Genomic DNA, 26,263 nt, shown 5'->3' with positions numbered 1-26,263 from the left:
GTGGTCTGCCCGGGGTGAGCGTGGGTGGGGAGCGGTACCTGGAACGTTGCGGGGGAGGCGGGCGTCAGCCCGTGTAGGGCTTGGCCTCGGTGATGGTGACGTTCGCCTTGCGGCCGTTCGGCAGCTCGTAGGTCACGTCGTCGCCGACCTTGCGGCCGTCGATGGCGCGGCCGAGCGGCGACTGCGGGGAGTAGGTCTCCATGTCGCCGGAGGCGGCCTCGCGCGAGCCGAGCAGGAAGACCATGGTGTCGTCCTTGTCGCCGTCGAAGGCGACGGTGACGACCATGCCGGGGCCGACCACGCCGTTGTCCGCGGGGGCCTCGCCGACCTTGGCGCGCTCGAGCAACTGGGTCAGCTGGCGGATACGCAGCTCCATCTTGCCCTGCTCCTCGCGGGCGGCGTGGTAGCCGGCGTTCTCCTTGAGGTCGCCTTCTTCGCGGGCCTGCTCGATCTTCTGGGCGATCTCGGTGCGTGCGGGACCCGACAGGTGCTCCAGCTCGGCACGGAGCTGGTCGTACGCCTCCTGGGTGAGCCAGGTGACGTTGTCGCTGGTCTGGGTCACTGGTGCTCCTCGTAGGTACTGGGGATACAAATCATCGCCCGTCCGGTGGGAACGGGCGAAACCCCAACCCTAACAATTTCGACGCCCAGAGTCAGGAGTCCGACCTCCCCGGGCGTGGGCTCAGGAGCAGCCGACCAGTTCGCCGGTGGTGCCGCGGGAGGTGGTCTTCAGCAGCACCGTGGTGAGCTGCTCGCCGCCGCTCGCCGGGATGGCGACGGTGACCCGGCCCACCTCGGCGCCGTTCTCGTCGCGGGAGCGGACGGTGCAGCTGGCGGCCTGGCCGTCGGGCTTGCTCACGTCCAGGGTGATCCGCACCTCATGTGCAGAGACCACCTGGAAGGTCTGCACCTCGCCGCTGACGGAGGAACCTGAGATGTACTTGTAGGCGATGGCGGCCACCAGCGCGAGCGCCAGGCTGACGGTCACGTAGTAGATGCGCTTGCCGCGGCGGCGGGCCTTGGCCAGGTCCCGGGTGCCGTAGCGGCCGACGGGCGGGCGCAACGGCGTGCCGGGCTGTCCGGCGGACTGCCCTTCGGCAGGCTGCTCGGCGGGACGTACGCCCTGGGTTGTATCCGCCATCGGACTTTGGCCTCCTTCGGGGGCAACGGGAGCTCCTCGCGGAATTAACCGCACGCCCCCGTCCGTCACTATAGGAGTCGGTACCGAAGACGAAGGGCACAGGGGCAGTGACTGAGCAGTTGCGACTGATGGCAGTGCACGCGCATCCGGACGACGAGTCCAGCAAGGGTGCGGCGACCATGGCGATGTACGTGTCGCGCGGTGTCGACGTGCTGGTCGCCACCTGTACGGGGGGCGAGCGGGGGTCGGTGCTGAACCCGAAGCTCCAGGGTGACGCGTGGATCGAGGAGAACATCCACGAGGTCCGCGCCAAGGAGATGGACGCCGCGCGGGAGATCCTCGGCGTCAAGCAGGCCTGGCTGGGCTTCGTCGACTCGGGTCTGCCGGAGGGCGACCCGCTGCCGCCGCTTCCCGAGGGCTGCTTCGCGCTGAAGACGGTCGAGGAGGCCGCGGAGCCGCTGGTCCGGCTGATCCGCGAGTTCCGCCCGCACGTGATCACCACGTACGACGAGAACGGCGGGTACCCGCACCCGGACCACATCATGACCCACAAGATCAGCATGGCCGCCTTCGACGCTGCCGGTGACCCGGACGCGTACCCGGAGGCCGGCGAGCCGTGGCAGCCGCTCAAGCTCTACTACAACCAGGGCATCTCGCTGGCGCGGATCAAGGCCCTGGACGCGGCGATGAACGAGCGCGGCATGGAGTCCCCCTACAAGGAGTGGATCGCCCGCTGGGAGGAGTCGGACCGCACCCCGCGCGAGATCACCACCCGCGTCCCCTGCGGCGACTTCTTCGAGATCAGGGACAAGGCGCTGCTGGCCCACGCCACCCAGATCGACCCGGACGGCCCGTGGTTCCGGGTGCCGCTGGAGCTCCAGCGCGAGGTCTGGCCGACCGAGGACTACGAGCTGGCGCGCTCCCTGGTCGACTCCTCGCTGCCCGAGGACGACCTCTTCGAGGGGATCGCCGCCAAGATCCCGAACGCCTCCTGAGACGATGGACGAGTGAACACTGCGATGCACCCCGCCGCCACGGTTCTGCTGGCCCTCGACGAGAACAAGGTCACCCCGGGCATCCTCGGCTTCCTGATCTTCGCCGCGCTGGGCGCGGGCACCTGGTGGATCTTGAAGGCGATGAACCGCTCCCTGGGCAAGGTCGACTTCGTCGAGGAGCCGGAGCCCGCCGAGGCGGCCGCAGCAGCGAGCGTGTCGACGGAGAAGTAATTCTCCTTCTGCCTCTGGCTCGTTATTGCGAATGACTTGCAACTAAATATCAGCAGCCCCTACCTTGGATCGGCAGTACGGATCCAGGAGGGGTGTCGCATGGGGACGATCGCGCGTATCAGGGGAGCTCTGACCCGAGGCGAGTGGGCCCGGCTCGGTGGCATGGCCGCGTTCGTGGCCGCCCTGCACATCGTCGGCTGGGGGGTGCTCCTCCTGATCGTCGCCCCGCACCACTACAACGTGAACGGGCAGTTCTTCGGCCTCGGCATGGGACTGACCGCGTACACGCTGGGGATGCGCCATGCCTTCGACGCCGACCACATCGCTGCGATCGACAACACCACGCGCAAGCTGATGAGCCAGGAGAAGCGCCCGCTCTCGGTCGGCTTCTGGTTCTCGCTCGGCCACTCGTCCGTGGTCTTCGGCCTCTGCCTGCTGCTCTCCTTCGGCGTCCGCGCGCTGGCGGGCCAGGTGGAGAACGGCAGCTCCACGCTGCAGACCGTCGCCGGAACGGTGGGGACCACCGTCTCCGGCGTCTTCCTGATGCTGATCGCCGTGATCAACGCGGTGGTGCTGGTCGGCATCGTCAAGGTGTTCCGGAAGATGAAGTCCGGCAGCTACAGCGAGGCGGAGCTCGAGGACCACCTCAACAAGCGCGGCTTCATGAACCGCATTCTCGGCCGGGTCACCAAGGCCGTGGACAAGTCGTGGCACATGTACCCGGTGGGCTTCCTCTTCGGTCTCGGCTTCGACACGGCGACGGAGGTCTCGCTGCTGGTCCTGGCGGGCGGGGCCTCGGCATTCTCGCTGCCCTGGTACGCGATCCTGACCCTGCCGATCCTCTTCGCGGCGGGCATGTCGCTGCTGGACACCATCGACGGCTCGTTCATGAACTTCGCCTACGAGTGGGCCTTTTCGCGGCCGGTGCGGAAGGTCTACTACAACATCACCATCACCGGCCTGTCGGTCGCGGTGGCCGTGCTCATCGGCGGCATCGAGCTGGTGGGCCTGCTGGCGCAGAAGTTGGACATCACGGGCGGCGTGATCGGGTGGGTCGCGGGGCTCGACCTCAACAACGTCGGCTTCGTGATCGTCGGCCTGTTCGTGGTCACCTGGGCCGTCTCCCTGCTGATCTGGCGCTTCGGCCGGGTCGAGGAGAAGTGGTCCGCGAGCTCGGCGGCGCCCGTCCCCATCGAGGACTAGTTGCACCTTCCGCAGGGGCGCGGGGAACTCCCCGCGCCCCTGGGTGCTGCACCTAGCTGTGGGAGCACCGGCATCCGTCAGTGGTGGAAGCCGGTCCTCGGCTTGATGCCGATGTTGCTGGCCGGGGCGGGTTGGGACTGGAGCTCCGGGAGGAGCCTGCCGAGGTCCTCCATGAGGAGGTTGGCGAGGTCCATGGAGAAGCCGTTGCGGCAGACGATGCGCAGCACCGCCAGGTCGGTCCGGTTCTCCGGGAAGGTGTACGCGGGGACGAGCCAACCCCGTTCCCGCAGGCGGCGGGAGACGTCGAAGACGTCGAAGTTGGTGACCTCGTCCTTGGTGGTGAACGCGAAGACCGGCAGCTCGTCGCCGCGCGTCAGCAGTCGGAACGGGCCGAGTTCCTCGATGCCCTTGGCGAGCTTGCGGGCCACGTCACGCGTCGCCCGCTGCACAGCGGTGTAGCCGACGCGGCCGAGTCGCAGGAACGCGTAGTACTGGGCGATGACCTGCGCGCCCGGACGCGAGAAGTTGAGCGCGAAGGTCGGCATGTCGCCGCCGAGGTAGTTGACGTGGAAGACCAGCTCCTCTGGCAGCGCCTCCGCGTCGCGCCACAGCGCCCAGCCGACGCCCGGGTAGACCAGGCCGTACTTGTGGCCGGAGGTGTTGATCGAGGCGACGCGCGGAAGCCGGAAGTCCCAGACCAGTTCGGGGTCGAGGAACGGCGCGATCATGCCGCCTGACGCACCGTCGACGTGCACGGGCACGTCGAGTCCGGTCCGCTGCTGCAGGTCGTCCAGCGCCGCGCAGATCTCCGCGATCGGCTCGTAGCTGCCGTCGAAGGTCGAGCCGAGCACGCCGACCACGCCGATGGTGTTCTCGTCGACCAGCGCCAGCGCCGACTCGGCGTCCAGGTGGTAGCGCTCGCCCTCCATCGGGGCGAGCCGGCACTCGACCTCCCAGAAGTTGCAGAACTTCTCCCAGCAGACCTGGACGTTGGCGCCCATGATCAGGTTGGGCTTCGCGCCCGCCGCGTAACGGTCCTTGTTGCGGGCCATCCAGCGGCGCTTGAGGGCGAGCCCGGCGAGCATGCAGGCCTCGCTGGAGCCGGTGGTGGAACAGCCGATGGCCTTGGTCGGGTCGGGGGCGTGCCACAGGTCGGCCAGGATCGACACGCAGCGGCGCTCGACCTCGGCCGTCTGCGGGTACTCGTCCTTGTCGATCATGTTCTTGTCGAGGCACTCCGCGATCAACTCCTGGGCCTGCGGCTCCATCCAGGTGGTCACGAAGGTGGCGAGGTTGAGCCGGGCGTTGCCGTCGAGCATCAGCTCGTCGCGGATCAGGCGCTGGGCGACGGTGGGAGGCAGCGGCGTCTCGGCGAGGCGGCCCTTGGGGATGAGCTCCTCCATCGCACCCAGTATGTCGGGGTCGCCGACCAGCGGAGTGAGGTGCAGCTTGTGGTGGGCGTCGTGTCCCTGGTGCAGTGCCATACCGGGTTCTCCTTGCGGGCCGTTGACTGTCCGTCATGACCCTACGACCAACGTCCTCGGACGCCGCAGCGGGCACGGAAGAGCTCAGGCGACACGTGGGCCACTTGAGCGCAGCCTGTGAATGAACTGGCAAAGAACTGGGTTAGGAAGCTTTACTTGATTGGGGGTGCTTGACAGGATCCCTTCGTGAACATCCGTCACCGGCGCCGCGCCAGGCGCTTCACCCTCGTATCGGCCGTCGCCGCACTCGCGGCAGGCGGCATCGCACTCGCGGTCTCCGACGCCGGCGCCTCGGTCGCGTCCCAGGCGCCCGCCGCCGGTGCCGCCACGAGCACGGCCACCGGCGCCACCACCGCATGGCTGGGCTACAGCGGCGGCAAGCTCGTGTACGGGCACGACGCCCAGGGCAACCAGGTTCCCGACTACTCGCACGCCGGCTACGAAGGCGGCGGTGTCCCGCTGCCGACCGCGGCCGTCCGTGACCGGGTGGCCAAGCCCAGCGGCGGCGACGACACCGCGCAGATCCAGGCCGCGATCGACGCGGTCTCCAAGCTGCCGGTCAACTCCCAGGGCCTGCGCGGCGCGGTGCTGCTCGGACCGGGCTCGTACAAGATCGCCGGATCGCTGCAGATCGACGCCTCCGGCGTGGTGCTGCGCGGCAGCGGCAGCGGTGCGGGAGGCACCCGGCTGGTCGCCGAGGGCGCAAGCGCCCGGACCGTCCTGACCATCGGCGGCACCTCCTCCTACCGCGCGCTGACCACGCCCACCAAGGTGACCGACCGTTATGTCCCGGTCGGCGGCACCACGGTGGACGTCGCCTCCACCGCCGGGCTGGGCGTCGGCTCGTCCGTGGTGGTGCAGCGGCCGACCACGCAGGCATGGCTCGACGCCATCGGTATGCAGAACCTGTGGAAGCCGGACTGGAGTCTCTACTCCGAGCGGACCGTCACCGCCGTCCACGGCAGGCAGCTCACCCTGGACGCGCCGTTGACCACCGCGCTGGAGGCGCAGTACACGCAGGCCAGCGTCTTCAAGGACAGCTTCGCGCGGATCGACCACGTGGGCATCGAGTCGCTGAGCACGGACGGCCAGGCCATGGCGGCCGACCCGAAGTACGCGTCGGACTTCTACAACTCGACGTTCTCCTCGTTCAACGCGGTGCAGGACTCCTGGGTCCGTGACGTGGTCTCCTACCACTACGGCCAGGACGGCGTCACCCGCCTCGGCGGGCAGAGCCGCCGGATCACGGTGCTGCACACCGCGACCCTGGACATGATCACCAACACCGCCACCTCCGCCCGGTCCGACGGCTACACGCTGATGGGGCAGGAGAACCTGATCCAGGACTGCAAGGTGACGGCGGACAAGATCCACGCCTTCACCACCGAGGCCCGCCAGTCCGGCCCGAACGTCTACTCCGACTGCAGCGCCGTGCTGCTGCAGAGCTCCTACGACTCCGGTGGCCACCAGCGGTGGGGCAGCGGCACGTTGTACGACAACGTGACCGTCGACGGCACGCTGCTGATGGTGAACAACGGCAGCCGCGGCACCGGCCACGGCTGGTCCGACGCCAACAGCACCGCGTGGAACTGCGTCACCACCGGCGGCTACGAGGTGCAGAACCCGCCGACCGCGCACAACTGGGCGTTCGGCTGCACCGGAAAGCTGCTGACCGGATCGAACGGCGAGGTCGCCGGCTCCGGCAAGCCGCAGCTGCCGCAGAGCCTCTACGCCGAGCAGCTGCACGAGCGCGGACTGACGCCGATCAGCTGAAGTCCCTTGACACGGCGGTGACCTGAGGTCCGGTGCGGTTCGCGCTCGGCTGGCGCTTGCCTGAAGTGCACTCCAAGCGCGTTGGATGAACACCATGAACGCCATGGAGTACACGCAGCTCGGACGCACCGGACTCAAGGTCAGCCGACTGGTCCTCGGCACGATGAACTTCGGCGGGCAGGCCGACGAGCCCACCAGCCACGCCTTGATGGACGCCGCGCTCGACGCGGGCGTCAACTTCTTCGACACCGCGAACGTCTACGGCCGCGATGCCCACAAGGGCCTGACCGAGGAGGTCATCGGCCGCTGGTTCGCCCAGGGCGGCGACCGGCGCGACAAGGTGGTGTTGGCTACCAAGGGCTACATGAACGCCGAGAACAACGGCAGCTCGCTCTTCGACGCCGCCTGGCCGAACCACGACCGGCTCTCCGCGGTGAACATCCGCCGGGCCGTGGACGCCAGCCTGCGACGGCTGCAGACGGACCGCATCGACGTCTACCAGTTCCACCACGTCGACCGCGCCACGCCGTTCGACGAGATCTGGCAGGCGATGGACGTGCTGATCCAGCAGGGCAAGGTGCTCTACGTCGGTTCGTCCAACTTCCCCGGCTACAAGATCGCCCAGGCCAACGAGACCGCGTCGCGCGGCGGACGCGTCGGGCTCGGGCTGGTCAGCGAGCAGTGCCTCTACAACCTGTTCGAGCGCCGGGCGGAGCAGGAGGTGATCCCGGCCGCGCAGGAGTACGGGGTCGGCGTCATCCCGTGGTCGCCGCTGCACCAGGGCCTGCTCGGCGGCGCGCTGCGCAAGGAGGCGGAGGGTTCCGGCGCCCGCACGAAGATGGGCCGCGCGGCTTCCGGCCTGGCCGACCCGGAGGTCCGCGCCAAGGTGCAGGCGTACGAGGACCTGGTGGAGAAGCACGGGCTTGAGCCCGGCGAGGTCGCCCTGGCCTGGCTGCTGGCCCGGCCCGGCATCACCGGCCCGATCGTCGGCCCGCGCACTCGGGAGCAGCTCGACTCCGCGCTTCGGGCCTTGCACCTGACGCTCTCGGCCGAGCTGCTGGCCTCCCTCGACGAGATCTTCCCCGGGCCGGGACCGGCGCCGGAGGCGTTCGCCTGGTGAGGGACGCCTGATCGGAGGGGCATCGCAGGGACATCGGGGGGACATCGCAGGGATGTACGGGGACGCGTTGCGCGGACGCGTCGGGTAGGACCGTCGGGGGACGGCGTGGTGCGTGGCGGCTCAGACGAGCGCGCGCGTCACGTCGTCGATGGTCATCGCCGGCTGGATGCTGATCTCCGCGCCGAGCTCCTGGAACAGCGGCTCGGCCACGGACGGCATCTGGGCCGGCTCCTGCAGATCGAAGACGACGATTCCGCCGCGGTGCCCGTGGACGGTCGCGAAGTACACGGCCTCGGGATTCAGCGGCTTCAGGACAGTCTGCATAAGCTCTCCCAGGCGCTTGTCCTGGATCACGCGACTGGCCTTGTCGTTGTCGAATTCCATGGTCATCAGTACGCGCATAGGCTCGACCTCCATGTCGGCCGGTTCGGTGGGGTTAGCCCTTACCCCTCCATCCTCGTCCCGGCGGGGGTGAAGCGCAGGTCGGTCTCCGGTTGCCCCGGACGCATACGGCGGTGCGACCCCCCTGCGTGAGAGGCTGGCGGTGTGAACCGACTGCACAACGCCACGTCGCCGTATCTGCAGCAGCACGCCGACAACCCCGTCGACTGGTGGGAGTGGGGGCCGGAGGCCTTCGCCGCAGCGCGGGAGCGGGACGTCCCGGTCCTGCTCAGCGTCGGGTACGCGGCGTGTCACTGGTGTCATGTGATGGCGCACGAGAGCTTCGAGGACGACGCGACGGCTCGGGTGGTCAACGAGAACTTCGTGGCGATCAAGGTGGACCGCGAGGAGCGGCCCGACGTGGATGCCGTCTACATGGAGGCGGTGCAGGCCGCGACCGGCCAGGGTGGTTGGCCGATGACGGTGTTCCTGACCCCGGACCGGGACCCGTTCTACTTCGGCACGTACTTCCCGCCCGAGCCCCGGCACGGCATGCCGTCGTTCCGGCAGGTGCTCGGCGGCGTGGCCGACGCCTGGCGCGGGCGGCGTGAGGAGGTCACCGAGGTGGCCGGGCGGATCGTGGCCGAGCTGACCCAGCGCGGAGGCGTCTACGCCGGGCTGGCCGGGGCCGAGACACCCGGACCGGACGCGCTGCGGCACGCGGTGGCCGCGCTGGCGCGCGAGTACGACGGCAGTCGCGGCGGGTTCGGCGGCGCGCCCAAGTTCCCGCCGTCGATGGTGCTCGAGTTCCTGCTCCGCCACCATGCCACCACCGGCAGCGACCCCGCGCTGGAGATGGCCGTCCACGCCTGCGAGGCGATGGCCCGAGGCGGCATCTACGACCAGCTCGGCGGCGGCTTCGCCCGTTACTCGGTCGACGCGGCGTGGGTCGTGCCGCACTTCGAGAAGATGCTCTACGACAACGCGCTGCTGCTCCGCGTCTACACCCACCTGTGGCGGGCCACCGGTAGTACGCTCGCCCGCCGGGTCGCGGTCGAGACGGGCGAGTTCCTGCTGCGTGAACTCCGCACCGCCGAGGGCGGGTTCGCCTCCGCGTTGGATGCGGACAGCGCCGACCCCGCGGACCCGGAGGGCCACAGCCACGAGGGCGCGTTCTACGTCTGGACGCCGGAGCAACTCGTCGACGTGCTCGGCGCGGAGGACGGCGCACGCGCCGTCGAGCTGTTCGGCGTCACCGCGGAGGGCACCTTCGAGGAGGGCGCCTCCGTCCTCCAACTCCCCGGCGAGGAGCCGGAACCGGAGTTGCGGGCGCGCCTGTTCGAGGCCCGTGAGCTGCGCCCGCGTCCGGCGCGGGACGACAAGGTCGTCGCCGCGTGGAACGGCCTCGCCGTCGCGGCTCTGGCCGAGGCCGGGGCCCTGCTGGAGCGCCCCGAGTTCCTGGACGCGGCCGTTGTCGCGGCCGCCCTGCTGCTCGACGTCCACCGGGACGCGTCCGGCCGCCTGCTGCGCACCTCACGCGACGGGCGCGCGGGCACGAACGTCGGCGTGCTGGAGGACTACGGCGACGTCGCCGAGGGCCTGGTGACGCTGCACAACGTCACCGGCGACCGGCGCTGGCTGGACGCCGCGGGCGAACTGCTGGAGGTCGTGCTTAACCAGTTCACCGACGAGTCCTCCGGTGCGCTCTTCGACACGGCGGCCGACGCGGAGCAGCTGATCCGTCGCCCCCAGGACCCGACCGACAACGCGGCGCCCTCGGGGTGGTCGGCGGCGGCCGGCGCGATGTTGTCGTACGCGACGCTCACCGAGTCCGAACGCCACCGCGAGGCCGCGGAGCAGGCGTTGACGGTGGTCACCCCGCTGGCGAGCCGCGCTCCCCGGTTCATCGGCTGGGGCCTGGCCGTGGCCGAGGCCCTGCTCGACGGCCCCCGCCGGGTCGCCCTGGCGGGCGCGCCGGACGCGCCCGAGACGCTCGCCCTGCGGGCGGCGGCGCTCGGCGCTACCGCGCCGGGTTTGGTGATCACCCCGGACGAGGAGAAGCCTCTCGCGGACGGCAGGCCGGCAGCGTACGTCTGCCGGAGGTTCACCTGCGACGCCCCGGTCACCGACCCGCAGTGGCTCCGCGAGGGCCTGAACGCCAGACCAGGTGAGTGAGTTGCACTATCCAGGGGCGCGAGGAACTGCGTGAGCAACCACCGGCGCGCGGATGGCCCTGCGCGTTCGGGGCACCGCCGACGTAGGTGGCTTGGCGCGCCCACGTGGCGGAGCCGCAGATCAGTAGAGCCCCGCGCCCCTGACGGTGCAACCACCTGCGGGATCGAAAGCGCAGCTTGTCGCGCCCACGCGGCGGAGCCGCAGATCAGTAGAGCCTCGCGCCCCTGGGGTGGTGGAACTGCGGCCCCTGCCTCAGCTAGCCGGCCCGATGACCACGTCCAGTGCCTGGTCGAGGAGTTCCGTCATGTCGTCCACCCCGCCGCGCTCGGACCAGTAGAGGACCGCCTCGCTCGCCGCGGCGATGATCGTGGTGACCAGGACGCGGAGGTGCAGGCCGGACGGGTCCTCGCCCGTGCGTTCGGCGATCAGCCGACAGAGGCGGGCGGAGGTCTGCTGCTGTTCCGCCATGGACCTCGCGCGGATCGCCGGGACCTCCCGGTACAGCTCCATCCGGAGCAGCATCTCGTCCCGCTCTGCGGCGAGCACCTGGCGGAGGGGGCCGACCATGGCCATCCGCAGCGCCTGCGGGACGGGCTCGTCCTTCGGGCGGGCGCGGAACGCGGCCTCCAGCAGCGGGTCGTAGTCGTCGCTGATGACCAGGTCTTCCTTGGTGGGGAAGTAGCGGAAGAAGGTGCTGGGGGAGACCTCCGCCACCGCCGCGATCTGGTCGACGGTGGTCGCCTCGTAGCCTTGCTCGGCGAAAAGGCCGAAGGCCGCCGTGCGGATCGCCCGGCGGGTCTTCAGCTTCTTGCGCTCCCGCAAACCGAGTGGAGCCTCCAGCAGATGCTCCAGCTCGGTGCTTGCGGGGCGGGGATGGGGGGAGGCGGCACTCATGTCAGGGATTGTCCCGCACCGGCCGCCCCCGCTGCCCCAGCCACCTCCTCCGTACCCATCCCCGCTCCCGTACCCGCTCCCGTTCCCGTACCCGCTCCCGTTCCCGCTCCGGCCCGCGCGCCCGGCATCCGCAGGGCCAGCAGTGCGGCGGAGAGCGCCGAGCCGATGCCGCAGGCCAGCAGCACCAGGTCCATGCCGTGGACGAACGCGGCGTGCGCGCTCGCGGCCAGCGCCGTGTCGTGGAGCTGGGTGGCGACGGCCTGGGCCGCGGAGACGGAACCCTGGGCCGTCTTCGCGAGCGGCGCCGGGAGCTGGCCCGTGTGCAGCCGCGCGGTGTACGCGCCGGCCAGCAGGCTGCCGAGCAGTGCGACGCCGATGGCGCTGGCGGACTGACGCAGCGTCTGCAACAGGCCGGAGCCGACGCCGGCCCTCTCGTCCGGCAGGGCGGCCATCGCCGCGCCCATCGCGGGGACCATGGTGAAGCCCATGCCGAAGCCGAGCAGCGACAGCCACACCGCGGTCAGCCCGTAGCCGTCGCTGACGGTCGTGGTCGCGCCGAGCAGCAGCGCGCCCGCCACGATCAGCATCCCGACCGAGACCACCCACCGCACCGACAGCTTCTCCACCAGCCTCTCGGCGAGCCGCGCGGCCACCAGCAGGCCGCCCATCAGCGGCATCAGCCGGATGCCGGTGCCCAGCGCGTCGTTGCCGAGGACGGACTGGAGGTACTGCGGCAGCACAAACAGCGCGCCCATCAGCGAGAAGGAGACGAGCACGGACGCGACCGTGCTCCACCGGTAGACCCGGTCGGCCAGCAGCGTGAAGTCGACCATCGGGTGCGGCTGGCTGCGCTCACGCCAGACCAGGCCGCCGATCAGCGCGACCGCCGCGACCAGCGAGCCGACCACGGTCGCCGAGCCCCAACCGTCCGTCGGGCCCTGGATGATGCCGAAGGTCAGCGCGGCCAGGCCGAGGACGCCGATCGCCGCGCTCAGCACGTCGACCCGGGGGACGGCGGGGTCGCGGGACTCGGGGATCAGCCAGAGGCAGGCGACGATGCCGACCGCGATCAGCGGCACGTTGATCAGGAAGATCGAGCCCCACCAGAAGTGGTTGAGCAGCAGTCCGCCCAGCATCGGGCCGAGCGGCATGCCGACGGCCATCCCCGCCGTCATCACGGCCACCGCGCGCGGCCGTTCGGCCGGGGCGAAGAGGCTCGGCAGGATCGCGATGCCCAGCGGCATGATGAACGCCCCGCCGAGGCCCATCACCGCGCGGACCGCGATCAGCGTGTCCGCGGAGTGCACCAGCGTGCCGACCAGCGACGCCGCGCCGAAGAGGACCAGGCCGCCGACCAGCAGCCTGCGGCGACCGAAGCGGTCGCCGAGCAGCCCGGCGGGGAGCATCGCGGCGGCGAAGACGACCAGGTAGGCGTCGACGATCCACTGCAACTGGTCGGTGGTGGCGTGCAGTTGGACCGCCAGGTCGGGCAGTGCCACGTTCAGGATGGTGCCGTCGAAGCCGAGCACCAGGACGCTCAGGCAGACGGCGGCCAGCGCCCACCAGCGGCGGCGGTCGGCGGGCGGGGAGTCGGGTGGTGCGGTGGTGCTCACGGTCGCGTGCGTGCTCATGGCAGCCCCCTAAGAGTTACTGTCTTCTGACAGTGACTCTCAAAATATAGGGGCTGTCAATCACTACCGACTGTCGGAAGGCGGTCCCGTCACATGGCGACCAGGGACACCCCCACGAACTGCACCGTGAACGCCGCCAGGGTGCACGCGTGGAAGATCTCGTGGAAGCCGAACCAGCGCGGTGAGGGGTTCGGCCGCTTCAGGCCGTAGATCACGCCGCCGACGCTGTAGAGCAGGCCGCCGACGATGATCAGCACGGTCACCGCGATGCCGCCGGTGCGGAAGAAGTCGGGGAGGAAGAAGACGGCCGCCCAGCCCAGGGCGAGGTAGCAGGGGGTGTAGAGCCAGCGCGGCGCGCCGACCCAGAAGACCCGGAAGGCGATCCCGGCCAGCGCGCCCGCCCAGACGAGCCAGAGCAGTATCTGCTGCTGGCCGCCGCGCAGCAGCAGGATGGTGACGGGTGTGTAGGTCCCGGCGATGATCAGGAAGATGTTGCTGTGGTCGAGCCGCCGCAGCACCGCCTCGCCGCGCGGCCCCCACGAGAAGCGGTGGTAGAGCGCGCTGATGCCGAACAGCATCCAGGCGCTTGCGGCGTAGATCGCGCACGCGACCCGCGCTGCCGTGGTCGTTGCCAGGCAGATGAGCACGATTCCTGCGGCGACTGTCGCCGGGAACATGCCTGCGTGCAACCAGCCGCGCATTGCTGGTTTTTGCAGGGAATTGCGACCGGTATCGGGCTCCGTCATTTCCACCCCAGCTGTCATGTCGCAAAGTGTAGCTACGGACCCGTAGGTTACCTACTGGTAGGTCGGTCGAGGTTCTCGTCAATGTGACGCTGACCTGCGGTGTTGTCGTTCTCACAAGGGGGGCGGTATGTCACTTCTCCGACATGCGAGATACGCTGCGAAGACCCTCAACCCCTCCCCATCCGTTCAAGGACGACCGGATGTGAAACGGAGCGATCGTGCCGTACGAGAACTCTGCCCAGGTCAACGCTGCCCCGACCCAGCACAAGGCGCTGCTGGCGTGGGTCCAGGAGATCGCAGAGCTCACCCAGCCGGATCGGATCGAGTGGTGCGACGGCTCTGAAGCCGAGTACCAGCGTCTGTGTGACCTGCTTGTCGAGAAGGGCACCTTCCGCAAGCTCAACCCGGAGAAGCGGCCCAACTCCTACTACGCCGCGTCCGACCCGCGTGACGTCGCGCGCGTCGAGGACCGTACGTTCATCTGCTCCGAGCAGGAGAAGGACGCCGGTCCGACGAACCACTGGAAGGCTCCCGCGGAGATGCGGGCGATCTTCGGCGACATCTTCAAGGGCTCCATGAAGGGCCGCACCATGTACGTGGTGCCGTTCTCCATGGGTCCCGTGGGCTCGCCGCTGGCCGCCTACGGTGTGGAGATCACCGACTCCGCCTACGTCGCCGTGTCGATGCGCACCATGACCCGCATGGGACAGGCCGTGCTCGACTTCCTTGGTGAGGACGGCGAGTTCGTCAAGGCCGTGCACACCCTCGGCGCCCCGCTTGCGGAGGGCGAGGCCGACGTGTCGTGGCCGTGCAACGAGACCAAGTACATCTCGCACTTCCCGGAGACCAAGGAGATCTGGTCCTACGGCTCCGGCTACGGCGGCAACGCGCTGCTCGGCAAGAAGTGCTACGCGCTGCGCATCGCCTCCACGATGGCCCGTGACGAGGGCTGGCTGGCCGAGCACATGCTCGTCCTCAAGCTCACCCCGCCGTCCGGCGAGGCCAAGTACGTCGCCGCCGCGTTCCCCAGCGCCTGCGGCAAGACCAACCTGGCCATGCTCCAGCCGACCATCCCGGGTTGGAAGGTCGAGACGATCGGCGACGACATCGCCTGGATGCGGTTCGGTGCGGACGGCCGCCTCTACGCGATCAACCCGGAGGCCGGCTTCTTCGGCGTCGCGCCCGGCACCGGCCGTGACACCAACGCCAACGCCATCGACTCGATGTACGCCAACACGGTCTTCACCAACGTGGCGCTCACCGACGACGGCGACGTCTGGTGGGAGGGCATGACCGAGGAGAAGCCCGCCCACCTGATCGACTGGAAGGGCAACGACTGGACTCCCGAGTCGGAGACCCCGGCGGCGCACCCCAACGCCCGGTTCACCGTCCCGGCCGCCCAGTGCCCGACCATCGCCCCGGAGTGGGAGGACCAGGCAGGTGTGCCGATCTCGGCCATCCTCTTCGGCGGTCGTCGCGCCAGTGCGGTTCCGCTGGTGACCGAGTCCTTCGACTGGCAGCACGGCGTCTTCCTGGGCGCCAACGTCGCCTCGGAGCAGACCGCCGCGGCCGAGGGCACCGTCGGCAAGCTGCGTCGCGACCCGTTCGCGATGCTGCCGTTCTGCGGCTACAACATGGGTGACTACTTCGCCCACTGGCTGGAGGTCGGCGAGAACGCCGACGCCGCCAAGCTGCCGAAGATCTACTACGTCAACTGGTTCCGCAAGAACGCCGACGGCAAGTTCGTCTGGCCGGGCTTCGGCGAGAACAGCCGCGTGCTGAAGTGGATCGTCGAGCGCCTGGAGGGTTCCGCCGAGGGTGTCGAGTCGCCCATCGGCGTCCTGCCCACCCAGGACGCGCTGGACCTGGACGGTCTGACGATCGACCAGGCCGACCTGGACCTGCTGCTCTCCGTCGACAACGACATCTGGAAGCAGGAGGCCGCGCTCATCCCCGAGCACCTGGAGCTGTTCGGCGAGCACACGCCGCAGGCGCTGTGGGACGAGTACAACAAGCTCACCGAGCGACTGAGCTGAGGCGCAGCGAAGCGGAGCTGAAGCGGAAGTCGCGCAACAGCACTGAGCGACTGAGCTGAGCGACTGAGCTGAGCGACTGAGCTGAGGCGAAGCGCCTGAGCGCTCAGCTCACAGGGCAACCGACTCCCGTGCCGCCGTATGGACATCCATGCGGCGGCACGCGAGTACCGCCGTCCTGGTGTCCTGCTGGGCGGCGGCGACCACCAGCACCCGGCCGGCCAGGTCGAACGCCTGGGCGTGCAGGGTGGTGAGGTCGTCCGGGTAGGCGGTGGCCGCGCGCGGCGGCAGGCTCGCGCCGATCTCCGCTATCCGCGCGGTGAGTGCGGCGACGGCGATCTCCAGTGCGGAGTCGCCGGTCCGGCGGTGGAGTTCGCTGGTGACGTCGAGCAGCGCCGACAGGTGACCGGCCAACTGCCCGGCCCGTCCGCTCTGCGGGCGCACGGAAGCGTTCGACATCTGGCTCACGCGGACATGGCGCGGCGCAGCATGAGTCCTCGGCTGCTCGTACATGGAGAACAGCCTAACTTGGACTCTGTCTAAAACAATCGCCTGTCTCGCGTGTCGGTCAGCTCGCTGCCCTGGCTACGGCTGGCTGTAGTCGCTGAGGAAGACGCCGATCCGCTCGATGGCCTCCGTCAGGTCCTCCGCGCGCGGCAGCGTGACCAGGCGGAAGTGGTCCGGCTCGGGCCAGTTGAAGCCGGTGCCCTGGACCACGTAGATGTGCTGCTGCTTGAGCAGGTCCAGCACCATCTGGGCGTCGTCCTTGATCTTGAAGACCTTCGGGTCGAGCCGCGGGAAGGCGTAGAGCGCGCCCTGGGGCTTGGTGCAGGAGACGCCGGGGATGTCGTTGAGCATCTTCCAGGCGATGTCCCGCTGCTCGCGCAGTCGACCGCCGGGGAGGACCAGGTCCTTGATCGACTGGCGTCCGCCGAGCGCCGCCGCGATCGCGTGCTGCGAGGGCATGTTGGCGCAGAGACGCATCGTGGCCAGCGTGGTCAGGCCCTCGATGTAGCTGCGCGCGTTGTCCTTGGGGCCGGAGATGGTCATCCAGCCGGAGCGGAAGCCGGCCACCCGGTAGGCCTTGGACAGGCCGTTGAAGGTCAGGCAGAGCAGGTCCGGGGCGAGCGACGCGGTGGAGGTGTGGGTGGCGTCGTCGTAGAGGATCTTGTCGTAGATCTCGTCCGAGTAGACGATCAGGTTGTGCCGACGGGCGATCTCGACCAGGCCCTCCAACAGCTCCACCGGGTAGACCGCGCCGGTCGGGTTGTTCGGGTTGATGATCACGATGCCGCGGGTGCGGTCGGTGATCTTCGCCTCGATGTCGGCCAGGTCCGGGTACCACTCCGACTGCTCGTCGCAGCGGTAGTGCACCGCCGTGCCGCCGGACAGGCTGATCGAGGCCGTCCACAGCGGGTAGTCGGGGGCGGGGACGAGCACCTCGTCGCCGTTGTCGAGCAGCGCCTGCATCGCCATCTGGATCAGCTCGGAGACGCCGTTGCCGATGTAGACGTCGTCCACGCTCAGGCCGGGCAGCCCGCGCTCCTCGTAGTGCATGACCACGGCGCGGCGGGCCGAGAGCAGGCCCTTGGAGTCGCCGTAGCCGTGCGCCCCGGCGAGGTTGCGCACGATGTCCTGGAGGATCTCCGGCGGTGCGTCGAAACCGAAGGGTGCCGGGTTGCCGGTGTTCAGCTTCAGGATCCGGTGGCCCTCGTCCTCGAGGCGCATCGCCTCGTCGAGGATCGGGCCGCGGATGTCGTAACAGACGTTGGCGAGCTTGGAGGACTGAAGCACCGGCTGCATACCCATGCACTTTAGTGCCTGACCATCAGGTACGCCGGGTGATTTTCGCCATTCCGGCCTCCGCCCGTCTGGCGCCCACCCCGCCCAGGCGGACCACCCCGCGCGCGATCCGCCGCAGCGTCGCGCCGCGCGAGACCATCGCGACGGTGACGCCGACGGTCCAGCCCAGCGCCACGCCCCAGAGCGCTCCGGCGACCGCCCCGCTGACCGGATAGCCGGTCCAGCCGATCGGGCCGTCGCCCGTCATCCGCGCCTCGACCAGCCCCCGGAACAGGCCCGCAGCCGCCCCGCCGAGCACCACCGCGCGCCACCCGGTGAGCAGCCGGTGCAGCCGGGACGCGTACGGGTGCAGCAGCACGTGCCGTCGCAGCACCAGCGCGACCGCACCGACCAGCAGCAGCGCCGCGAAGTCCTCGCACCACAGGTACGCCCAGGTGGTGTCGCCGCGCGGGTCCGGGCGCAGGCCGGGCAGGAAGAGCGGCAGCCCGAGCGCGGCGGGCCGCAGCAGCCGCCCGCCGTACGCGTCGGTCAGCGCCAGCCAGACGGTGTCCGTGCCGAGCGCGAGCACCAGCAGCAGGGCGGCGGCGACGCCAGCGGTCAGCACCAGACGCGGGCGGTCCAGTTGTGGATGCGGAGAGTGCGGGGAGCGCGAAGGGTGTGGCAACGCGGACATGGCCGGACTGTAGCGCGGGTGTTCACGCGCGCGGGCGGCAAGGCGATGTTGATACCCGATCAGCACCCCTCTCCCTGTGGGCGCCCAGGAACGCGATCTAGGATCACTCCAGTTGCCTGGTCCGGGGGAGGGGTCATGCGGAGGCGGATACGCAGTCGGCGCTCTCGGTTGCGCCGACTGCTGGTGACGCTGGTCGTGATCGCGTGCGCGGCCGGGTTGTTGGTGCATGTCGGGACGCCCTCCGCGCAGGGGGTGTCGGCCGCGCCGCGCTTTCTGACGGACGGCCAGGGGCGCGCGTTGATCCTGGACGGGCTGGACGCCGACGCCGGCAGTGCGGTCGGCTCCGGACCGGCCGCGGCGGCCGAGTACGACGCACTCGGCGACGACTACGCCCGCATCGTGCTGCGCTGGAGCCAGGTCGAGCCCCGGCCCGGCCGGTACGACGACGCCTACCTGGCCGGGGTCGTCCAGCGGATCGGCTGGTACGCGGCCCAGGGCGACCACGTCGTGCTGGCCATGGAGCAGGACGCCTACGGCCCGCCCCCGGGCACGCCCGTCGCGCTCGCGGCCGTCGACGCCGCGTCCACGCAGGCGGCGGACGAGTTCTGGGGTACCCGCGGTGACCGGCCCGACCTGCGGCAGAGCTATGCCGCCGCCTGGGTCCACATCGCCGACTACCTCGACCGGCACGGGATGAAGGGCGTCGACCCGATCCTCGGCTTCGACCTGATGGACCGTCCGTGGGGCGGCTCCGTCCAGGGCGCGGCGTTCGAGTCCGGGCCGCTGGCGCAGTTCTACCAGCGCGTCATCGACGACATCCGCGCGGTCGATCCCGAGCACTGGCTCTTCGTCGAACCGGAGGCCGCTGCCACGGACTGGGGCATGCCCAGCGCGCTGCCCGCGCTCACCGACCCCCGGTCCGGGGGCGCGCGGATCGGGTACGCGCCGCAGCTCTACCCTGCTCCGCTGGATCCGTCCGGCTCGTACAGCGGCACGAGTGCCTTCATGGCCGACCGGGCGGAGGCGTCCTGGCAGATCCAGGTGGCCAGGACCGCGGCCCGGCTGGACGCGCCGGTGCTGGTCGGCGGCTGGACGGTGAACGACAACTCCATAGGCGCGCACCTCTATGTCGACCACACGCAGGCGCTGTTCGACCAGATGATGGTCGGCTCCGCGTACTGGAGCGCCACGCCTGGTCCGTACTCGCCCTGGACCAAGCCGGGGCAGCCGAGCGACCTGGCGAACGTGCTCCAGACCGCGTACCCGCGGGCGGTGGCCGGGGTGCCGGTGGAGTTCGACTACGACAAGGGCACGTTGGTCTTCACGCTCCAGTTCCGCGACGCCGCCGGGGTGAGCGGTTCGACCGACGTCTATCTGCCGCCCTCGGACTTCCCGAACGGGCCGCAGATCGAGTTCGACGCCGAGTACACCTACGCCTGGGACCCGGTCCGGCACATCCTGTCGCTCACCGAGAAGAAGCCCGTCCCCGGCACCCTGCACACGCTCCAACTGACCCCGTCGACCCCGGTCCAGAACGTGGGCTGACCAGAACGTCGGGTGACCTGCTACGTCGGAGGGGTGAGCCGCACCGAGCGGCCCGGCAGGGCGGCGGTCCGTCGGCCGTCGTCCAGCACCGCGACACCGTCGACGAAGACGTACGGGATGCCGTGCGGCAGCCGCCGGGGCTGCTCGTAGGTCGCCTCGTCCGCGATCTCGGTCGGGTCGAGCAGGACCAGGTCGGCCCGCCATCCCTCGCGGACCTGTCCGCGGTCGCGCAGGCCCAGCCGCCGCGCCGGGGTCGCGGCCAGGTGCCGCACGCACTCCGCCAGTCCCAGCACGCCCAACTCGCGGACGTAGTGGCCGAGATAGCGCGGGAAGGTGCCGTAGGCGCGCGGATGCGGCCGGTCGCCGACCAGGAGGCCGTCGCTGCCGCCGCAGTGCACCGGATGCCGCATGATCGCGCGCACGTTGGCCTCGTCGCCGACGTGCTGGAGGATCGTCGTGCCGAGGCCGTCCTCGACCAGCAGTCGCGTGAACGCCGCGAACGGCTCGACGCCGTCCCGCGACGCCAACTGACTGACCGTCAGGCCGACGCGCGAGCGCAGCGCGGGCGTCCGGACGCCGCTGACCTGCACGGTGTCCCAGTCGGCGACGACGCCGTGGCAGCCGTCCGAACCGTGCACCTCCAGGTCGGCGCGGATCCGGGCCAGCGCCGCCGGGTCACCGAGGCGGCGCAGGGTCTCCTCCGGGCCGCCTGCCGTCGCCCAGCCGGGCAGCAGCGCGGCCAGGGTGGTGGACCCCGGCAGGTAGGGATAGCTGTCCAGAGTCAGGTCCACGCCATCCGCGAGCGCGGCGTCGACCAGCGCCAGCAACTCGCCCGCGCGGCCCCGGTTGACCTCGAAGTTCATGGTGGCGTGGGCCAGATGCAGCGCGCAGCCGGAGGCGCGGGCCACCGCGACCATCTCCGCGTAGGCGGCGAGCGCACCCGCGCCGTACGAGCGGTGGTGCGGGCAGTAGTAGCCGCCGTGCGCGGCCACCACCTCGCAGAGCGCGGTGAGTTCGGCGGTGTCGGCGTACATCCCCGGCGTGTAGGTCAGCCCGGACGACATGCCGACCGCGCCCTCCGCCAGCCCCTGCGCGAGCAGCCCGCGCATCCGCTCCAGCTCGTCGGGCGTGGCCGCGCGGTCCTCCCAGCCCAGGACGAGGGCGCGGAGCGTGCCCTGCGGGACGAGGTAGGCGGCGTTGACGGCGACGCCCTGGTCGAGCCGGTCCAGGTACTGGCCGACGGAGCGCCAGTTCCAGTCCAGCTCGGCGGCGTCCGGATCGCCGTTCCAGCCGGCGAGTTGACGGCGCAGCCCGGGCAGCGTCGTCTCGTCCACGGGCGCGTAGGAGAGGCCGTCCTGGCCCAGCACCTCCAGCGTCACGCCCTGGGCGACCTTGGCCTCGTGCCCGGGGTCGGTGAGCAGCGCCAGGTCGGAGTGCGCGTGCATGTCGACGAAGCCGGGCGCGAGCACGAGGCCGTCCGCGTCGATCACCCGACCGCTGCCCGGGGCAGCGCCCGGCCGGGGGCCGGGCGCGCCCTCGCGGTGCAGGCGGGCGATCCGTCCGCCGTCGTCGGGGCTGACATCGAGGACGGCGTCGGCGCGGTAGGGCGCGCCGCCGCTGCCGTCGACGACGAGCGCGCCGCGCAGGACCGTTCTCATATGAATCAGAAGAAGGTGCGGATGTAGTCGACGACCGTCTGTCCGTCGGGGGAGACCTCGGGGATCAACTGCCACTTCTCGAAGGCCGTGCAGGGGTGGGACAGACCGAAGGCCACCCAGTCCCCGACCTCCAGCGGGGCCGCGCCCGGGGCGAGTTCGACGAAGGCGTGCTGGTCGGACAGCTTGGTCACGGTCAGACCCTCGGCCTTGCGCAACAGCCCCGTCGGCGTGCGGATCTGCAGCGGGACCGGGAGGCCGAGGTCGTACGGCACGTCCCGCTTGCCCGCGTTCACCAGCGCCAGCCCGTCCTCCGGGCGGGACACCACCTGCGCCCAGAGCTTCAGGGCGGGCAGGAAGTGCTCCGCCTCGTCGGTGAGCGGGGTGATCCTGGCGTAGTGGAGGTGGTCGTGCGTGACGTACGCGCCGGAGCGCAGCAGCCGCAGCACCGGACGCGAGAGCTCCAGTGCCTCCTCGGTGAGCGCCGCCGCGACCAGGTCGAAGTGCTCGCTGCCGCCCGCGCTGACGACGATCTCGTCGTCCGCCGCGAGATCCGCGAAGCAGCCTGCCGCGTCGAAGCGGTGGGCCGTCGCCACCAGGTTCGCCATCCAGTCGGCGACGACGGTACGCGCCGCGTCCACGTCGGGCAGCGTGCCCTCGTATCCCGCGACGCCGACCAGCCGCAGCCACCGTGAGGCGCGAACGGCCTGCGCCACCTCGTCCGCCTCCGCCGCCGACCGCACGCCGGTGCGCGAACCGGTCGCGCCCAGCTCGACCACCACGTCCACGCGGTGGCTGAGCGCCGCGTCCATCAGCTCGACGCCGCGCACCGAGTCGACGTAGCAGACGAAGCGGAACTCCGGGTCGGCGGAGAGCTCGTCGCTCAGCCAGCGCAGTGCGGCCGCGTCGACCAGCTCGTTGCCGAGGAAGATCCGCTGGACGCCGAAGTGCCGGTACATCCGGACGTGCGACGGCGTGGCGGCGGTGATGCCCCAGGCGCCGAGCTCCAGTTGGCGCTGCATCAGCTGCGGGGCGAGCGGCGTCTTGCCGTGCGGGGCGTGGGCCAGGCCGTGGCGGGCGGCCCACGAGGCCATCAGCTCCAGGTTGTGGCTCAGCGCCGTCGACTCCAGCGTGAGCAGGGGAGTGGAGAAGCCGTCCTCGAAGAGGTTCAGCTTGGCGTCCCGCATCCGGTCGACGGTCATCGTCGACATGCCCAGCGGCATGCCCTTGAAGCGCCAGTCGACGACGGTCTCGCCCAGCGCGTCGAGCGCGGCTCCGTTCATCCGGTCCCTGCCCATGAAGCGACTCCTTCGGATGTCGATTCGGTTGCGCCGTGTGCAACGTCGGTTGCATATCCTGCCTGACAGCAGTCCGTCGGAGAACCCCCAGAGTGCTGAGGAGCAAGCCGCATGAGCAGCAAGCGAGTGATCCGGACCGAGCACGCCCCGACCCCGGTCGCCAGTTTCTCGCAGGGCGTGGCCAAGGGCGGCCTGCTGCAGGTCGCCGGACAGGTCGGTTTCGATCCCGCCACCGGCGCCCCGGTCGGCCCCGGCCTCACCGAGCAGGTCGAGCAGACGCTCCGCAACGTCGGAGCCGTGCTGAGCGAAGGCGGCGCGAGCTGGGGCGACCTGGTGATGATGCGCGTCTACCTCACCGACACCGCGCACTTCGCCGAGCTCAACGAGGCGTACAACGCGTGGTTCGCCAAGGAGCTGCCGGACGGCGACGTCCCGGCCCGCACCACCGTCTACGTCGGCCTCCCGGCCGGTCTGCTGGTCGAGATCGACGCGTTGGCCGTCACCGACTGAGCACGGGACGGCAGACGCGACTGCCCGCCGCGCTTTGTCGAGCGCGGCGGGCAGTCTTCCGTTCTCAGCGGGTGTTACGGCATGGCGTGGACGAACGCGCCCTCGTTGGTCGCGAACTGGTTGCCGTTGCTGGCGTCCCAGGCGGTCGACCAGGTCATCACGCCGCCGATCGTCGGCCACGTGGTGCTGGGCTTGAAGGTGCCGCAGTTGGTGTCCTTCGCCAGGCAGTTCAGGGCGTTCTCGACCACGCTCGGCCCGACGTAGCCGCTGCCGGCCGCGCTGCTCGACGCCGGGACGCCGATGCCCACCTGGTTCGGGCTCAGGCCCGCCTGGATCGCGGTGCAGGCGAGCGAGGTGATGAAGTCGACGCTGCCCTCGGAGTAGACACCGCCGTCACAGCCGTTCATGGAACCCGAGTTGTAGTACTGGGTGTTCATGATCGTCAGGATGTCCTTCACCTGCAGCGCGGTCGCCAGGTAGTCGGACGAGGAGTTCAGCACGTCGATCGTCTGCGGGGCCATGGTCAGGATGAAGCCCGACCCCACCTTCGCCGCCAGCTGGTGCAGCGCGGAGGCCATGTAGGTCGGGTTGAGCCCGTTCTCCAGGTCGATGTCCACGCCGTTGAAGCCGTACTGCTGGATGATCGAGTACGCGCTGTTCGCAAAGGCGGTGGCCTGCGCGGCGCTGGTGATCGAGATGGTGCCGTTCTGGCCGCCCACCGAGAGGATCACCTTGTCGCCGGCCGCCTGCTTGGCGGCGATGTCCGCCTTGAACTGGGCGTCGGTGTAGCCGCCGAGCTTGCTCTGCAGCGTCGGGTCGAGCGAGAAGGTGATCCCGCCGTCCCCGGCCGAGTCCGCGTTGGCGAACGCGACCGCGATCAGGTTGTACTCCGAGTTGACGTCGGCGATCGTCTGGTCGGTCGCGCCGTTGTCGAAGTCCTGCCAGTAGCCGGTCACCCAGTGCTTCGGGTTGCCCCCGCCGCCGCTGCCGGTCGCGGTGGACGTGGGGGTCGGTGTCGTGGCGGTGGCCGTCGGCGTCGGGGACGAGCTCGGGCTCGACGAGGCGGACGCGCTGGCGCTCGGCGACGGGCTGCCGCTCTGCGTCGGGCTCGGGCTGGGACCGGCCGCGCCGCTCAGCACGACGTCGTCCGCGTAGTAGGTCGACTGCCCGTACCAGCCGTGCAGGTAGATGGTGACGCTGGTGGTGGACGCCCCGGTGCTGAAGGTGGTGCTCAGCTGGTTCCAGGAGCTGGTGTCGGACCAGGTGCTGACGTCCGTGGTGCCGTCGCCCTGGGTGCCGAGGTAGGCGTACGGCCCGTTGACCCACGCGCTCAGCGTGTAGGACGAGTTGGGCTGGACGCTGATGGTCTGCGTGCACTGTGCGTCGTCGGAGGCGGTGGGGGTCGCCGCCAGCGCGTAGGAGCCGGAGTGGACGGTGGACGTGGTGACCGCGCCGGTGCCGGCGTCACAGGTCCAGTTGGCCAGCGTCCCGGTCTCGAAACCGGGATTGACCACGAGGTTGGCGGTGGCGGCGGACGCGCCGCCGCTCAGGGCGACCAGGCCGGTGAGGCCGAGTCCCAACGCGGCCACGGAGGCCAGCGCGGCGTTCACAGCACGGGGGGATGGCATGGCGGTCTGTCCTCAACTGTGGGGGAAGCGGGGAAAGACGAGAAGTGAAACCCGCAACACAAGTTGGACTAGACCAGTTGGCCTGTCAAGGGGTCAGAAAGCCTCTTAAGGCTTGGTTAAGGTCGTGCGGTGTCCATGAAGTTGGCTGTTCAACAGGGGTGTTGCCCCGGTGACCGGCAAAAAGATGGTCCAGACCACAACTGGAGCGTTCGCTTCAGTCGCAGTCTGGACCGGTGGGCGTCTTACGACTCAGCTCTCGCTGGACTTCGCCCAGAGGTTGAGGTCCGCGTCGGTCGCATAGCGATCGATTTCAGCCAATTCCTCGTCGCTCAGCGGAGCGCCCTGCACCGCGGCGACGTTCGTCTCCAGCTGTGCCACCGAGGAGGCGCCGATCAGCGCCGAGGTCATCCGCGGGTCGCGCAGCAGCCAGCTCAGCGCCAGCTGGGCCAGCGACTGGCCGCGTCCGGCCGCGAGCTCGTTGAGGCCGCGCAGCTTGCCGAGCGTCCGCTCGTCGATGGACGCCGGGTCCAGCGACTTGCCCTGCGCCGCACGGGAGTCGGCGGGGATGCCGTGCAGGTAGCGGTCCGTCAGGATGCCCTGGGCCAGCGGCGCGAAGCCGATGCAGCCCGCGCCCTCCGCCTCCAGCGTGTCCAGCAGGCCGTCGTCCTCGATCCAGCGGTTCAGCATCGAGTAGGACGGCTGGTGGATCAGCAGCGGGACGCCCAGGTCGCGCAGGATCGCGGCGGCCTCGCGGGTCTTCTCCGCGCTGTACGAGGAGATGCCGACATAGAGCGCCTTGCCCTGCTGGACGGCGGACGCCAGCGCGCCCATCGTCTCCTCCAGCGGGGTCTCCGGGTCGAAGCGGTGCGAGTAGAAGATGTCGACGTAGTCCAGGCCCATCCGCTTCAGGGACTGGTCCAGGCTGGCGGTCAGGTACTTGCGCGAGCCCCACTCGCCGTACGGGCCGGGCCACATGTCGTAGCCCGCCTTGGTCGAGATCACCAGCTCGTCGCGGAACGGGCGGAAGTCCGCGGCCAGGTGACGGCCGAAGTTGGCCTCGGCCGAGCCGTAGGGCGGGCCGTAGTTGTTGGCCAGGTCGAAATGGGTCACGCCCAGGTCGAACGCCCGGCGCAGGATGGCGCGCTGGGTGTCCAGCGTCCGGTCGTCGCCGAAGTTGTGCCACAGCCCGAGGGAGATCTCGGGCAGCTTGAGACCGCTGCGGCCGGTCCGGCGGTACTTCATCGAACCGTCGTAGCGGTTGTCGGCAGGCCGGTAGGGGGCGGGGATCATGGGGGCCTCTCCGTGGGTTTTGTCTCCTCACGGAACATTAACCGGTGGGGAGTA

Annotated in this window: 23 protein-coding genes; 9 read left to right on the top strand and 14 right to left on the bottom strand. The window is 70.1% G+C overall.

The features are described from left to right. Positions 1-64: 64 nt before the first annotated feature. Together greA and I2501_RS06815 are read right to left on the bottom strand one after the other, a co-directional pair. On the bottom strand, positions 65-562 hold the full coding sequence (gene greA, locus I2501_RS06820; protein ID WP_196192893.1) for a transcription elongation factor GreA: 498 nt from the start codon (positions 560-562) through the stop codon (positions 65-67). A gap of 120 nt (positions 563-682) precedes the next feature. Further along, positions 683-1,141 carry a DUF4307 domain-containing protein gene (locus I2501_RS06815; protein ID WP_196192892.1) on the bottom strand — a complete coding sequence of 153 codons (459 nt, stop codon included), beginning with the start codon at positions 1,139-1,141 and terminating at the stop codon, positions 683-685. Positions 1,142-1,248: 107 nt separating this feature from the next. Between I2501_RS06815 and mca the strand changes: the two genes are divergently transcribed. The 3 genes from mca to nicT all read left to right on the top strand — a co-directional run bounded on the left by mca (position 1,249) and on the right by nicT (position 3,570). Beyond that, the gene (gene mca / locus I2501_RS06810; RefSeq protein WP_196192891.1) at positions 1,249-2,136 is read left to right on the top strand and encodes a mycothiol conjugate amidase Mca; all 888 of its coding nucleotides are present in this window, start codon (positions 1,249-1,251) and stop codon (positions 2,134-2,136) included. 12 nt (positions 2,137-2,148) lie between these two features. Then, positions 2,149-2,367 carry a hypothetical protein gene (locus tag I2501_RS06805; protein ID WP_328806243.1) on the top strand — a complete coding sequence of 73 codons (219 nt, stop codon included), beginning with the start codon at positions 2,149-2,151 and terminating at the stop codon, positions 2,365-2,367. 99 nt (positions 2,368-2,466) lie between these two features. Continuing rightward, positions 2,467-3,570, top strand: a complete 1,104-nt coding sequence (gene nicT / locus I2501_RS06800; RefSeq protein ID WP_196192890.1) for a Nickel transporter NicT — start codon at positions 2,467-2,469, stop codon at positions 3,568-3,570. A 77-nt stretch (positions 3,571-3,647) separates the two neighbouring features. Here nicT and I2501_RS06795 read toward each other — a convergent pair whose 3' ends face one another. Next, positions 3,648-5,054 carry a glutamate decarboxylase gene (locus I2501_RS06795; RefSeq protein WP_196192889.1) on the bottom strand — a complete coding sequence of 469 codons (1,407 nt, stop codon included), beginning with the start codon at positions 5,052-5,054 and terminating at the stop codon, positions 3,648-3,650. Between the two features lie 186 nt (positions 5,055-5,240). Between I2501_RS06795 and I2501_RS06790 the strand changes: the two genes are divergently transcribed. Further along, positions 5,241-6,827 (top strand): glycoside hydrolase family 55 protein, encoded by a 1,587-nt coding sequence (locus tag I2501_RS06790; protein ID WP_215909296.1) that lies wholly within the window; start codon positions 5,241-5,243, stop codon positions 6,825-6,827. A gap of 103 nt (positions 6,828-6,930) precedes the next feature. Next, a complete protein-coding gene (locus I2501_RS06785; protein ID WP_196192888.1) occupies positions 6,931-7,947 on the top strand; it encodes an aldo/keto reductase in 1,017 nt (338 codons plus the stop codon). A 120-nt stretch (positions 7,948-8,067) separates the two neighbouring features. On the opposite strand, the gene I2501_RS06780 is transcribed toward I2501_RS06785, so the two are convergent. Continuing rightward, the gene (locus tag I2501_RS06780) at positions 8,068-8,331 is read right to left on the bottom strand and encodes a hypothetical protein (RefSeq protein WP_196192887.1); all 264 of its coding nucleotides are present in this window, start codon (positions 8,329-8,331) and stop codon (positions 8,068-8,070) included. Between the two features lie 162 nt (positions 8,332-8,493). On the opposite strand from I2501_RS06780, the gene I2501_RS06775 reads away from it, so the two are divergent. Beyond that, positions 8,494-10,503: a thioredoxin domain-containing protein gene (locus tag I2501_RS06775; RefSeq protein ID WP_196192886.1), complete on the top strand. Its 2,010-nt coding sequence runs from the start codon at positions 8,494-8,496 to the stop codon at positions 10,501-10,503. 252 nt (positions 10,504-10,755) lie between these two features. Here I2501_RS06775 and I2501_RS06770 read toward each other — a convergent pair whose 3' ends face one another. From I2501_RS06770 to trhA, 3 genes are all read right to left on the bottom strand, one after another. Further along, positions 10,756-11,397, bottom strand: coding sequence for an acyl-CoA-like ligand-binding transcription factor (locus I2501_RS06770; protein ID WP_196192885.1), 642 nt, complete (start codon positions 11,395-11,397; stop codon positions 10,756-10,758). After that, positions 11,394-13,028, bottom strand: coding sequence for an MFS transporter (locus I2501_RS06765; protein ID WP_196192884.1), 1,635 nt, complete (start codon positions 13,026-13,028; stop codon positions 11,394-11,396). Before I2501_RS06765 ends, I2501_RS06770 begins: the two co-directional genes overlap by 4 nt. Before the next feature lie 89 nt (positions 13,029-13,117). Further along, entirely contained in the window at positions 13,118-13,792 is a 675-nt protein-coding gene (trhA, locus tag I2501_RS06760) for a PAQR family membrane homeostasis protein TrhA (protein WP_196192883.1), read from the bottom strand. 200 nt (positions 13,793-13,992) lie between these two features. Here trhA and I2501_RS06755 point away from each other — a divergent pair, with 200 nt between their 5' ends. Continuing rightward, the gene (locus tag I2501_RS06755; protein WP_196192882.1) at positions 13,993-15,810 is read left to right on the top strand and encodes a phosphoenolpyruvate carboxykinase (GTP); all 1,818 of its coding nucleotides are present in this window, start codon (positions 13,993-13,995) and stop codon (positions 15,808-15,810) included. Between the two features lie 108 nt (positions 15,811-15,918). Here the strand turns inward: I2501_RS06755 and I2501_RS06750 are convergent, their stop codons facing one another. The 3 genes from I2501_RS06750 to I2501_RS06740 form a co-directional block, all read right to left on the bottom strand. After that, the gene (locus tag I2501_RS06750; protein ID WP_456243083.1) at positions 15,919-16,320 is read right to left on the bottom strand and encodes an SCO4983 family protein; all 402 of its coding nucleotides are present in this window, start codon (positions 16,318-16,320) and stop codon (positions 15,919-15,921) included. Between the two features lie 72 nt (positions 16,321-16,392). Beyond that, entirely contained in the window at positions 16,393-17,610 is a 1,218-nt protein-coding gene (locus tag I2501_RS06745) for a pyridoxal phosphate-dependent aminotransferase (RefSeq protein ID WP_196192880.1), read from the bottom strand. Positions 17,611-17,635: 25 nt separating this feature from the next. Beyond that, positions 17,636-18,283: a hypothetical protein gene (locus I2501_RS06740; protein ID WP_196192879.1), complete on the bottom strand. Its 648-nt coding sequence runs from the start codon at positions 18,281-18,283 to the stop codon at positions 17,636-17,638. A gap of 135 nt (positions 18,284-18,418) precedes the next feature. Between I2501_RS06740 and I2501_RS06735 the strand changes: the two genes are divergently transcribed. Continuing rightward, positions 18,419-19,828: a cellulase family glycosylhydrolase gene (locus I2501_RS06735; protein ID WP_196192878.1), complete on the top strand. Its 1,410-nt coding sequence runs from the start codon at positions 18,419-18,421 to the stop codon at positions 19,826-19,828. A 20-nt stretch (positions 19,829-19,848) separates the two neighbouring features. On the opposite strand, the gene I2501_RS06730 is transcribed toward I2501_RS06735, so the two are convergent. Then, positions 19,849-21,486 carry an N-acyl-D-amino-acid deacylase family protein gene (locus I2501_RS06730; RefSeq protein ID WP_196192877.1) on the bottom strand — a complete coding sequence of 546 codons (1,638 nt, stop codon included), beginning with the start codon at positions 21,484-21,486 and terminating at the stop codon, positions 19,849-19,851. Positions 21,487-21,491: 5 nt separating this feature from the next. Beyond that, complete coding sequence (locus I2501_RS06725; RefSeq protein ID WP_236045896.1) at positions 21,492-22,781, bottom strand: alanine racemase; 1,290 nt, start codon at positions 22,779-22,781, stop codon at positions 21,492-21,494. A gap of 111 nt (positions 22,782-22,892) precedes the next feature. Between I2501_RS06725 and I2501_RS06720 the strand changes: the two genes are divergently transcribed. Then, the gene (locus I2501_RS06720; protein WP_196192876.1) at positions 22,893-23,291 is read left to right on the top strand and encodes a RidA family protein; all 399 of its coding nucleotides are present in this window, start codon (positions 22,893-22,895) and stop codon (positions 23,289-23,291) included. Positions 23,292-23,365: 74 nt separating this feature from the next. On the opposite strand, the gene I2501_RS06715 is transcribed toward I2501_RS06720, so the two are convergent. Both I2501_RS06715 and mgrA read right to left on the bottom strand, forming a co-directional pair. Beyond that, positions 23,366-24,919, bottom strand: a complete 1,554-nt coding sequence (locus I2501_RS06715) for a chitinase (RefSeq protein WP_196192875.1) — start codon at positions 24,917-24,919, stop codon at positions 23,366-23,368. 249 nt (positions 24,920-25,168) lie between these two features. After that, positions 25,169-26,209, bottom strand: coding sequence for an L-glyceraldehyde 3-phosphate reductase (mgrA, locus tag I2501_RS06710; protein ID WP_196192874.1), 1,041 nt, complete (start codon positions 26,207-26,209; stop codon positions 25,169-25,171). Positions 26,210-26,263 lie beyond the last annotated feature (54 nt).

The organism is Streptacidiphilus fuscans (assembly GCF_015690355.1).
GTDB classification, from domain to species: Bacteria; Actinomycetota; Actinomycetes; order Streptomycetales; family Streptomycetaceae; genus Streptacidiphilus; species Streptacidiphilus fuscans.
Note: the sequence above shows the minus strand (reverse complement) of the source record. Positions and strands in the feature narration are given on the sequence as shown.